Source organism: Dyadobacter subterraneus, from assembly GCF_015221875.1.
In the GTDB taxonomy this organism is placed as follows: domain Bacteria; phylum Bacteroidota; class Bacteroidia; order Cytophagales; family Spirosomataceae; genus Dyadobacter; species Dyadobacter subterraneus.
Window position 1 is genome coordinate 3966553 of record NZ_JACYGY010000001.1, and the last position, 11341, is coordinate 3977893.

Consider the following 11341-nt stretch of genomic DNA (forward strand, 5'->3'; position numbering starts at 1 on the left):
CTGATATCCTTTTTGACCAAATAATAAATCCATTGTTTGATTGAATTCCATTACTCTTTTTCTTTCAGTAGATTAAGTGGAATTTAAACTTATCTATACGATTATTCTAATTATTAAATTTGCTTTGTTAAATTAAATTTTTAGATTTGTCTAAAATATATTTAAAACCAAGCTAATGTGTTTCAAAATGTCATTCTTTCCAAAATCATTTTGATCAAATAAATTTTAGAAATCCAGCCGTGCTGTAATAGAAAAAATGAGAGAACAAATTGCTAAACGACAACGAACGGCCAGCTTTCTGCTGGTGCTCTGGGCACTGATCTGCCTGAGCAATGTTGTCTTTAGACATTCTCATCGTTTGCCGGACGGCCGGATTATCAGCCACGTTCACCCCTATGCTGAATTTGGATCCAAATGTCCTTTCCCAAATCATCATCATTCCCAGTCTGAGCTTAACTGGCTGGATTGTATCAGCAATATCCCTTTCGATTCATTTACAACTGACATAGGTTTCCAGCCATGTGTTCTGAGAAAACCAGCCATTGTCAATTTCCTGTATATAGAAAAAAAGGCGCATCAAAAAATTTCTATCCCATTTCTCCGCGGCCCGCCCCTTTGCTGAATCTCCTACCAGAATAATAGTCTTACTACTCTTTTTTTGAAATAAGACCAGGTGTGTATTGTTACGCGACCAAGGTCTGTATTGCCTCTAACGTTAACTTATTTATGAAAATATATATTCTCTTAACCGCCTTACTTCTTGGTGGAAACTCTTTTGTAAAAGCACAAACCGGATCTGTCTCAGGCCAGATTATTTCGGGAGGTAAGCCAGTTCCTTTTGCCTCAGTAATACTTTTCAAGACCACTTTTGGAACGCAGGCAGATAGTTCGGGTTCTTTTAAATTATTAAATATCACGGCTGGAAGATATGAATTACAGGTCTCATCCATTGGATTTGAAAGCTTTACTAAAAAAATAGATATTACAGAGGGAAGAGCTTTAATACTGAACATTGACATACAGCCGGTCAACAACACGCTTAGCGAAGTTGTGGTTACCGGCGTTTCAAGGGCGACAGAACTCAGGAAAAGCCCTGTTGCCATTGCTGTGATGAGCAAAAAGGAGATGGATATGAACGTCAATAACAACATTGTCGATGCAGTTTTAAAGGGTGTTCCCGGTCTCAGCGCGGTTACTACCGGGCCAAATATTTCAAAACCCTTTATCCGGGGACTTGGTTACAACAGGGTTTTGACGCTTTACAACGGAATAAGGCAGGAAGGTCAGCAATGGGGAGATGAGCATGGTATTGAAATTGATCAATATGGTGTAGAGCGGGCGGAAGTGGTGAAAGGGCCGGCAAGCCTTATTTATGGATCCGATGCCGTTGCAGGGGTTATTAATTTTATTCCATATATCCCAAAAGGTCCTGAGGGAAAGCTGAAAGGCGATATCACAACGGAATATCATACCAACAATGGCATGATCGGTGCATCAGGTGGACTCGCCTATAACAGAAACGGATGGAAATCTGCATTCAGAGTTTCTGGGAAAAATGCTACTGCTTACAAAAATAAAATTGATGGCAGAGTTTTCGGGACCGCTTTCAATGAACTGAATCTTTCCGCGATGACCGGCATTGAAAAACGATGGGGATCATCTTATGTTTATGCAACGCTTTACAATAATTTACAGGAAATTCCCGATGGCAGCCGGGATTCACTAACGCGAAAATTTACGCGTCAGGTACTTGAAAGTGGTGCCGACAATATCAAAAATCGTCCGCTGGTTTCGCAACATGACTTAAAAACTTACAGCATTAATCCACTTCATCAGCGTATTCAGCATTACCGGTTATTTACCAGGAACCGTTTTCTTTTGGGAAAAGCTGATCTGACTGCCCTGTTTGGATTTCAGCAAAGTGTGCGCCGGGAGTACAATCACCCAACCGCGCCGGAGCAGCCGGGACTTTACGTTCAGCTGAACACTTATAACTACGATTTTAAATACAATTTCCCTGAATGGAAGGGTTTGGAAGCCACTTTGGGTGTAAATGGAATGTATCAGATGAACCGGAATCTGAGCGGAACAGATTTCCCAATTCCGGATTACAATCTGCTTGATATTGGTACCTTTTTGTTTTTGAAAAAATCCCTTGGGAAAGTTGATATCAGTGGCGGCATGCGCTATGATACACGCTCATGGAACTGGAAAGATCAGTATGTTCAGCACGATCCCGAAACCGGATTCAATGAACTTTTGACCAAGCCAGGTTCCGGTGCCGTTTTACAATTTCCTTCGTACGACCGCAATTTCAACGGAATTTCAGGAAGTCTTGGCGCAACTTATAATATTTCAGAAAGGCTTCTGGTTAAAGCAAATCTGTCAAGAGGTTACCGCGCACCCAACATTACAGAAATCGGTTCCAATGGACTTGATCCGGGTGCACATATTGTTTATCTGGGCAACCGGGATTTCAAACCTGAATTCAGCCTGCAAACCGATATTGGGTTCATTGGTTATCTCAAAGAATTCGATTTCAGCGTCGAACTTTTTAACAACACAATCGACAATTATATATACCAGGCAAGGCTGGTTGATGCAGAAGGAAAGCCTGTCATCATAGTTCCGGGTAATTTTACTTATAAATATCAGCAGTCCAAAGCGCAATTATACGGAGCAGAGTTTAGTATAAATTTCCATCCTACCAATTTTAAATGGTTGACTTTCAATAATAGTCTGGCCTTTATCAGAGGCTTAAACCGCAATAATGCCTTAATTGCAATGGAAGGAAATTCGGCGAAATATCTTCCGTTTATACCTCCTGTCCACGGCCGTTCCGAGCTAAGAGCTTCTTTGGGAAAACCAATCGGAAACCTGGCCGGTACTTATTTCAGAGTTGAAATAGATTATTATGGAGCACAAAATAAATTCTATGGTGTCGATAACACGGAAACTGCCACGGCCGGTTACGCATTATTTAATATTGGCTGCGGAACAACAGTAAATAATCGAAACAAAAAGACATTATTTCAGCTTTTTTTCCAAGTCGACAACCTGTTTGACACAGCTTATCAGTCAAACCTGAACCGTCTGAAATATTTTGAATATTACACAGCCTCTCCAAATGGCCGTTCAGGTATTTACAACATGGGACGCAATGGAAGTGTTAAAGTGATTGTCCCATTTTGATTATCAAACAGAAATAAATTTGATCATCATATCGATTTAAAGACACAATACGAATATTAAAAAAAGCCTGACTTTTGCCACAGTCTGCAAAAGTCAGGCTTTTTTTTAACTCAACAGGGCGAAAAAACAGTAGGATCAATCCCGAATTGAATTACTTTTTAATTGGCGTAGGGTCACCTGCTGCAAAATCTTCATTCAGGCGTTTAAACCATAAATTCACAACACGTCCATTTGACATACGAATTCCTGTCACTTTTCCTGATACATCGCGGGCGATATCTATATTCTGCACAAACCACCAGGGCGCTGTCAGGCGATCTTTATTGACCACTCTTAAAATTACTTCTCCATGATGTACATGAATAAGTTTTAGCGTGTCATCTTTCAGGGTAATTGTGTAAAATGTTTCAAGCTCGGGACTGTAATATTTGCCAACCAGTTCCTCTCTTTTCAAATCATTAATAACAGTAGGCTTTACCCGATTTCCCGTATGATCTCGATTTTGTCTAAGTGTAATTTTGCTGACTTTCCCTACTTTTGATTTGTGAAAAATCACAGAAGCTTCCACTACTTTCAGAAAAAAAGTAGAATCTGATGAGGGAAATATTTCATTTTCACCCTGTCCCGTTGCCTGAGCTAGGTATCGGGCGCCGTCCCGCCGGAATTTCAAAATGAATCCGGGAGCTTCTGCAAGTTCATATGATCCCTCATAGTTTTTGAAAAGTGTTGAATCAAATTTATACGCTGAATTTGTTGGGGTCGTGACCGGAGTTTTCACAGTTTTGTCCTCTTTAAACAACGAAGACAGATAAATCCCAGCCACTTCAAAACCTTTTTTCTGTGGATCAAATTCTGCCTGATTGCTTAAAACGACAAAACCATAATCTTCCTTGGGAAAATATGTCAGAAAAGATCTGAATCCTGCATCTGCTCCGTTATGTCCGTAATAGGCCAGCCCTTTCAATTTCCCATGGGACAAAGCGAAGGCGTATGGTAATGTGTCTCCTTTTGTTAGCCTTCCTTTTTCCAGCATCTGGGTCATCGTTGCAGCGTTTCCAATTTTGTGAGAACTGAAATTATCAATCCAGCGCGAAAGATCTGTTACGGTTGTGAACAAACTGGTCGCTCCTACATTTGAATAACTCAAAATGCTCTTTTCATAACCTTCCGCAGCTTTTTCAGATTTATGAAATGAATAGGCCCTGCCTCTTACAATTCGTTCATAATTATCATAAAACAACGTGTTTTTCATACCTAGTGGTTTAAAAACATGTTCCTGCATGTATTCCGGAAACGGCTGTTTTGCAACACGACTTACAATTTCCGCCAAAAGCGTGTAACCCGTGTTGCAATAAGAATATGCGGAACCCGGTTCAAAATTCAGTTCTTTTTGCCTTTTAACAAGGTTGAAAACATGCTCTTTTGTAATGACATCATCGAGTTGCCAGCCAGCCATCGCCAGCAGATTCCATTGGTCGCGCAGGCCGCTTGTATGATGAATCAGATGGCGAATTGTAATGGTTTTACCAAAATCAGGCACCTCGGGCAAATATTTTCTGATATCATCATCCAGTGAAAGTTTACCTTCCTGAAATAAAAGAACAATGGCATAAGCGGTGAATTGCTTGGAAACAGAGGCGACATGAAAAATGGTTTCCGGTCCGTTTCGAGCACCAGTTTCCATATCAGATTCCCCAAATCCTTTGGCGTAAACCAGTTTTCCCTGATGAATTACCCCGACAGCAGCGCCCGGTTTTCCCGGTTTATTCCATTCTGCAAAAAGAGAATCAACACGGGCCGTTATCCTGGCAGACTGCGCTTTAACTTGGGTATTTGGCTGCAACAAAATAGATGTCAGCAAAAGTAAGGAATAGAAAAATTTCATTCGATCAGATCTTTTAACGAGGTATTAATAAACCATTTTATACAAGCAGGAAGGCAAGTTGATTGTATTAGGCTAATGTAATTATTTTTTCAAATGTTTTTTGTGGCAGTTGTTACTAAATGGCGTAAGGGCATGGTTTTGTAAGACAGGTTTATCAATTAAAATTTTCAAATGCTCAAACCATGAAAAAAAATTCTTTACAACAGGCATATCAAAAAATGATCGACTGGAATAGTTACAGGCTCGAACAAAACACGGAATCTTTAAAAAAACTGATTGAGTTATTACCACAGTTATCTGAGGAAGACCAGGCCGATCCGGTTTATCAGGCTGATATAGACGATTTACTTTCCTTGAAAATAATTTATGAAACGGGCATCAGAAATTTTGAAAGCAAAATTGATAAATACAACGAATTGCTTGACGAAATGACAAAGCCCTGATCGTTGTGATTCTGATAATTCAAAATAAATAAGCCGCACAAGTCCCTGTTGGCTTCTTGTGCGGCATTTGTTATGCTGATTGTATGTATTATATTTTTGCTTCTGCCAGTTTAGTACCCTGCACCCGGGCTTTTATTTTTTCAAAAGCAATTTCACGCGCAGTGGAAATGTCATCTGCAAATGGAGAAAATCCACAGTCATCCGTAGAACCCAATTGTGCAACCGGGATATATTCGGAGGCTTCTAGGAGCAAATCACGCACTTCTTCCGGCGTTTCAATTCTTGAGTTCAACACATCAATAACGCCGAGAAATATCTTCTGATTTGGATTAATATTTTCCCGAATAGATTCCAGCACAGATTTTTTATCCTTTTCGCCTGCATATTCAAGGTAAAAATTATCCGCGTGAAGTTTGAAAAAAAGCGGCAATAATTCAGAATACGGCACATCTGCGCTGTGGGTAGAATCGTGGTCGCCACCAGGGCATGTATGCACTCCTATCCTGCTCTGTTCAGCCGGTGAAAACCGGTCAAGCACCTGATTATTAAGATCGATAAACTGAGTTAACAATCCTTTGCTTGGATCAAGTTTTAATGCCAGACGAGCTTCGGTAAAATCAATTTGAACATTGTAAGCACCTGCATCTGGACATTTACGAATGTCTGATTCTGCCTGATCGAGTAAATCGCTGATAAACTGCTGTTGGGAATACCCATCAATACCTTCCGCCGGATAAAGCAAGCTCATCGCCGATGCTGATATTACGGCCTGTTTTATCGGCAAAGAAGTATTATTTCTGGCTTCTTTAAGGTATTCCGAAGCAAAATGCTGATATCTGAAAGGACCTGAAACCAATTTCGGCAACTGTCTGGTATGCCCATCTGCAAAGGGAATAATAACGCCGCCGGATGCCAGATTTGATGAACCGGCCACGGCATAGGTTGCAAAACTCGGCTTGGATTGCTCACCGTCCGAAATCACAGGAGAACCGGTTGCTTCCAGTTGCAGGATTGTTTCCCGGGTTGCGCGCGCAAAAAGATCAGTTAATTCATTTTCTTTAATTTCGTTTTTTTGAAAAGCCTGCATTGCGTCCTGCAAGTAGGCCGGCCTTGGAATACTCCCTATGGGTTCTGTTGATATTGCTGTCATATCCGAATATTTTTGGCGATTTAATCACTGATTTACAGATCATTAAATTACGCCTTATCTGAAATTTTGATATATACATAATAGCCATTATCACCGCCAAATTCCGGAGACGTAGCCTGGGAATTTTCTGCGTGATAATATGCCGGTGTTATTGAAAATGAAATGCAGGGAAACACAAGCCAAAAAATTTGGCCTTCAAGTCATCCTGCATGTAGTTAGACTCTTTCAGGAGGCGGAGAATCCGGTAATAAAATTTCCTGATTCCAGCTGCATTGAAGATGATTAAAAAAGACTTCTTTCAGTCGATGAATTGTTATGACTGGACTATCTAATGTAAGGCAATTTGATGATAAATAAGATTTGGAAAAATCAGTCAACAGTTTAATGGCAAGACTTATGGGATGGGATGTTTTATTGACAGCGTAAACATCCTGCATGATCTCCGACAAAACGGTAAAACGCTGCCAGGCAGATTCATTATTTTGAAAAGTGACAAACAATGTATCCTCCCGGTATACCTTGCCGGTAATGTTATAGAGCTGATCATCAATCCGGAAAAGTCCGTCAGAATCACTGAAATCCTGAAAAAAGGATTCATTCGGAGCTGTGGAAGTAAATGCCTTCACTATATATTTTTCACCTCCCGCGCTATTTGACTCTGCTGTCTGGTAACCGAAATCAAAACACAATACCGCGAGTGAAAGCCCAAACATATGTAGGGCCAGCAATACTACACATATGACACCGGTAAAGGTTTTCATCAGCGATCGTTGAAGTCTATTAAAACTACGATGAAACACCAAATTCACAGCCAACCAAAGCGGGGATTAATATAAATTTAATCATAAAAATAAGAGGCATATAAAAATTTTCTTTTCATATCCGCTCGGATTATGAGTTTTTGCGTTCTTATCTTTACAAAGTGTTTTAAGTATATTTCTCCCTCCGGTTCGCTTTTAGCTGGCAGGCACATATAATTAAACCCACAAAAATTAATTGCATTTTCAGTTTCAGTCCGTTTTTTATGATCAGAAAGTTTAACACTTTAAGTATTTTTTTATTCACCTTCTTTGCTTTTGGCGGTGTCACAAGCATGTTTTACAGCTGTAAAAGCGACGAACCCAATGTGGTGGCTTGCACTGAAGGCATTTTAAATTATCAGGAGCTAAGTGCGACATCAGCCTTGTCACCCGCAGTTTTGGATACCAATTCAGTTGTAAATCTGGTTATAACTTCACAGCAGCAATACGAAAGATATATTGCAAACCGTAGTCAGGAAATTGATTTTGATTCAAAAATGCTTTTGGCAGGAAGTTATTTAACAGATTCGGCTGCACATGTAGTGAGTCAATTGATAACAAGCGATTGTGGCGCAGGCAAATTGTTATACCATATTGAAGTTGTTCGTACAAAAGGCAATCTTGCTACGAGGCAACATGTGGAATACTTTGCCATTGTTCCAAAACTTCCGGATGGAACGCAGGTCAAATTTGAAGTTGCCTACAAAAAATAGATTATAAAATTTCACCAGTACGATTGCCGTCACAAGGTTTCCTGGACCGGCATTCATACTGGTGAAATTCAATTCAATATTTCTTTCAACTATTTTTCCGCCTCCGATTTTTTCGGTTGTTCCACAGATCTTTGCGACAGGCGTCCTTTCAAAACATCATCCCAGGTAATGTAGGGATAGATATTATATTTTTTTGCCTGCTCTTCAAAAAGTGCTTTCAGTTCTTCCAGCTTTTTAGGATTTGTTTTGGCAAGATCGATTCTTTCGTTAAAATCCTCATTCAAATTATAAAGCTGCCAATCATTATTTGCCGGATTAGGTACGCTGATCGTACTGGCAAAAGTTCCTATGGAACCTGCGGCCGGCTGAAAAGCAAATCCGGCTTTCCATCCGTCCTTGTAAATAGAACGCGAACCGAAAATGTAATAGTACTGCACCTTATGACGTGAAGCAACTTTGGCGTCGTTAAAAGAATAAACAAGGGAGGTTCCCTGAATACTGTCCTGACGAATTCCACGAATAAATTCAGGAGCTTTAATGCCCGTAAATTCAAGTATTGTCGGTAAAAGATCGATCACATGACCATATTGATTGCGGATTTCTCCTTTGTCTTTGATGCCTTTTGGATAAAAAACAATTAAAGGATTTCGTGTTCCGCCTTCTGACTGCGCATCCTGTTTCCAGTATTTAAAAGGTGTATTGGCAGCTTGTGCCCAACCCAGCGGATAATTTGCGTTGGTTCCCTCAGGTGTTCCTATTTTATCAATCTGTGCAAGATTATTTTTAAGCTGATCGGCTTCTGACTGCGGAGCAGCAACTGCAGCCGCGGAAGGCCTGGCGATTACGCCACCCAAAGCTCCTTCCTTACTGGCTCCGTTGTCACCTATTACTACCAATATAAGTGTGTTGTCAAGCTGATTTATTTCTTTCAAATAACTCACAACCCGCCCGATTTCGTGATCCGTATAAGTGAGATAACCCGCATATACTTCCATAAAACGGGCATACAATTTCTTTTCATCAGCAGAAAGACTGTTCCAGGCTTTGATGTTAGGATTGCGCTCGGGCAGCACTGCATTGGCCGGAATGATCCCCTGCTTTTTTTGACGTTCAAAAACCTGTTCCCTGAAAACATCCCAGCCGCCGTCGAATTTCCCTTTGTAAGGATCACTCCACGAGGTAGCCACCTGATGCGGCGCGTGTGTGGCGCCAGGAGAATAGTATAAAAAGAAAGGTTTATCCGGTGCCGCTTTTTTCTGTCTGCCGATAAAACTGATCGCTTTGTCTGTAATCTGATCGTTCAGGTGTCGGCCATCAGGTTTTACGTGAGCGTTGTCCTCAACCAGGTCAGGTTTGTATTGATCTGTTTGTGAGCCCAGGAATCCGAAGAAATGATCAAAACCTTTTCCGGAAGGCCAGCGATCAAAAGGTCCTGCATCACTTGCATCCTGATCGGGTGTAAGCCCGTATTTTCCCACAGCAAAAGTATTATATCCTGATTCTCTCAGAATTTCAGCGACTGTTCCCTTGTCCGAAGGAATTCTTCCATCCCAACCCGGATACCCAAAAGATGCCCAGGTATGCGAGAAACCGCCTTCATGAACAGAATGGTGGTTACGCCCGGTCAGAAGTGCCGCACGTGTTGGCGCACAAATGGCAGCCGTATGAAAATTGGTATAGCGCAAGCCATTATTTGCCAGGCTATCGAAAGTCGGTGTATTAATAACACCACCAAAAGTACTGCTTGCTCCAAAACCCACGTCGTCAAGCAATATCCAGACCACATTAGGTGCACCGGCTGGCGCTTTAACCGGATTGGTCCAGACTTCTTTTGATTCTGCGGAAGTTTTGCCAACAACTCCTTTGAAAGGTTGCTGCTGCTGGGTAATGTTCTGTGCATAACCGGGCAGCAGAGCTGTTGCGGCAAGAAGTAATGCCGCGGTGAGTTTTTGTTTTTTTCTTTTCATTTCCTGATAGTAAATTAATATTAATAAAGTGACAAGAAAATTTTTGCAGATTCAGTGTATCTGCAAAGGATTTTGCTGATCAGAATCTGGTGCTACGTTAAATGGACAAATACGCTAAGTTGTATACGTAAAAAATCCTTTCAGCGGTAAAGCCGACAGATTTGTCAGATTAAATTTGTAATGTTAAATAATGCTTATTGGCGACAACAGACCTGATTGGATATTGCTGTTCTAACGGATTTGTTCCCGGAAGTACTGCAGCAATAAAAAGGAGTAAACGAAGAAGTGATTACCCGCAAATGTGCAGTTTGAGATGGCGGACAAAGTAAAAAATTTGTTTTCATAGGTAAACAATTATTTAGCTCTTGTCTGACTGGTGGTAATCAGGAAAACTATTAGTCTATTAATTATATAGACAAAGTAAAGTTACAATTTCTGGATTACCAAATCATTGTTCAAAATATAAATTCACATTTTAATGTTTTTGTACCCGCCACTCCTATCCGTTATGCTTCTTACAGTAAAATTTAATGAAAAGTATCGTAAATACGCCATCTTGGGATATATTTGGCAAGAATTTAGCGTGCTATTGCATGCCAGAATTTTTCATGATTTTTCTAAGTCAGCACATGGCCTGTTTATTATAGGTGATTGCATCTGAATAACTAGAAGATTATGTAGACCAAATTCCCGTGAACCTCGTATTCTAAAAAATAATTTGCCAAGCAGGCTTTATGAATTCAAAAACAATTTACCTGGCTGATGATGATCCCGACGACCGTTACCTTATTTGTGATGCAATAAAACAAATTGATCCAGGTATCAGGATTGTTGAAGCCGAAAATGGTTCTGATTTGTTATTTTCTATTCAGGAAAAACAACTTTCTTCCTTTGATCTGATTGTTCTGGATATGAATATGCCAAGAATGAACGGTCTGGAAACCCTAATAGCGATCCGTTCCAATCCGTTTTACGAAACCGTACCAACCATTATGATATCTACCTCGGCGGATCCCCGGCTGGTAGAATCTGCATTCAGGGAAGGAATCGATGATTTTATTACCAAACCTACCAGCTTTGATGAATTCATGAATCTGGCGCATCAACTTGTTTCCAGGTTTAAAATATAATTATGCCGTGTCAGGCATGAAAATTTTACACGGATGTCTATTTAAATTTTCAAATTAACAA

The 11341-nt window shown here is 40.4% G+C and carries 9 protein-coding genes; 5 read left to right on the forward strand and 4 right to left on the reverse strand.

Annotated elements, in window-relative coordinates; translation table 11 throughout:
* The first annotated feature begins 256 nt into the window (after positions 1-256).
* Entirely contained in the window at positions 257-622 is a 366-nt protein-coding gene (locus IEE83_RS16505; RefSeq protein ID WP_194121634.1) for a DUF8478 family putative metalloprotein, read from the forward strand.
* Between the two features lie 104 nt (positions 623-726).
* Positions 727-3192, forward strand: coding sequence for a TonB-dependent receptor (locus tag IEE83_RS16510; protein ID WP_194121635.1), 2466 nt, complete (start codon positions 727-729; stop codon positions 3190-3192).
* Between the two features lie 151 nt (positions 3193-3343).
* On the opposite strand, the gene IEE83_RS16515 is transcribed toward IEE83_RS16510, so the two are convergent.
* Positions 3344-5077, reverse strand: coding sequence for a serine hydrolase domain-containing protein (locus IEE83_RS16515; protein WP_194121636.1), 1734 nt, complete (start codon positions 5075-5077; stop codon positions 3344-3346).
* Positions 5078-5259: 182 nt separating this feature from the next.
* On the opposite strand from IEE83_RS16515, the gene IEE83_RS16520 reads away from it, so the two are divergent.
* Positions 5260-5520: a hypothetical protein gene (locus IEE83_RS16520; protein ID WP_194121637.1), complete on the forward strand. Its 261-nt coding sequence runs from the start codon at positions 5260-5262 to the stop codon at positions 5518-5520.
* 88 nt (positions 5521-5608) lie between these two features.
* Here IEE83_RS16520 and IEE83_RS16525 read toward each other — a convergent pair whose 3' ends face one another.
* Positions 5609-6670: a cobalamin-independent methionine synthase II family protein gene (locus IEE83_RS16525; protein WP_194121638.1), complete on the reverse strand. Its 1062-nt coding sequence runs from the start codon at positions 6668-6670 to the stop codon at positions 5609-5611.
* A 215-nt stretch (positions 6671-6885) separates the two neighbouring features.
* On the reverse strand, positions 6886-7431 hold the full coding sequence (locus IEE83_RS16530; protein WP_194121639.1) for a hypothetical protein: 546 nt from the start codon (positions 7429-7431) through the stop codon (positions 6886-6888).
* A gap of 263 nt (positions 7432-7694) precedes the next feature.
* On the opposite strand from IEE83_RS16530, the gene IEE83_RS16535 reads away from it, so the two are divergent.
* On the forward strand, positions 7695-8183 hold the full coding sequence (locus IEE83_RS16535) for a hypothetical protein (protein ID WP_194121640.1): 489 nt from the start codon (positions 7695-7697) through the stop codon (positions 8181-8183).
* An 89-nt stretch (positions 8184-8272) separates the two neighbouring features.
* Here IEE83_RS16535 and IEE83_RS16540 read toward each other — a convergent pair whose 3' ends face one another.
* Positions 8273-10150 carry an arylsulfatase gene (locus tag IEE83_RS16540; RefSeq protein ID WP_194121641.1) on the reverse strand — a complete coding sequence of 626 codons (1878 nt, stop codon included), beginning with the start codon at positions 10148-10150 and terminating at the stop codon, positions 8273-8275.
* Between the two features lie 734 nt (positions 10151-10884).
* On the opposite strand from IEE83_RS16540, the gene IEE83_RS16545 reads away from it, so the two are divergent.
* On the forward strand, positions 10885-11280 hold the full coding sequence (locus IEE83_RS16545) for a response regulator (RefSeq protein ID WP_194121642.1): 396 nt from the start codon (positions 10885-10887) through the stop codon (positions 11278-11280).
* The last annotated feature ends 61 nt before the right edge of the window (positions 11281-11341 follow it).

Excerpts from the sequence above, each read along its gene's own strand:
- IEE83_RS16505 (WP_194121634.1), top strand. The coding sequence starts at position 257 with ATGAGAGAACAAATTGCTAAACGACAACGAACGGCCAGCTTTCTGCTG.
- IEE83_RS16510 (WP_194121635.1), top strand. The coding sequence starts at position 727 with ATGAAAATATATATTCTCTTAACCGCCTTACTTCTTGGTGGAAACTCT.
- IEE83_RS16515 (WP_194121636.1), bottom strand. The coding sequence starts at position 5,077 with ATGAAATTTTTCTATTCCTTACTTTTGCTGACATCTATTTTGTTGCAG.
- IEE83_RS16520 (WP_194121637.1), top strand. The coding sequence starts at position 5,260 with ATGAAAAAAAATTCTTTACAACAGGCATATCAAAAAATGATCGACTGG.
- IEE83_RS16525 (WP_194121638.1), bottom strand. The coding sequence starts at position 6,670 with ATGACAGCAATATCAACAGAACCCATAGGGAGTATTCCAAGGCCGGCC.
- IEE83_RS16530 (WP_194121639.1), bottom strand. The coding sequence starts at position 7,431 with ATGAAAACCTTTACCGGTGTCATATGTGTAGTATTGCTGGCCCTACAT.
- IEE83_RS16535 (WP_194121640.1), top strand. The coding sequence starts at position 7,695 with ATGATCAGAAAGTTTAACACTTTAAGTATTTTTTTATTCACCTTCTTT.
- IEE83_RS16540 (WP_194121641.1), bottom strand. The coding sequence starts at position 10,150 with ATGAAAAGAAAAAAACAAAAACTCACCGCGGCATTACTTCTTGCCGCA.
- IEE83_RS16545 (WP_194121642.1), top strand. The coding sequence starts at position 10,885 with ATGAATTCAAAAACAATTTACCTGGCTGATGATGATCCCGACGACCGT.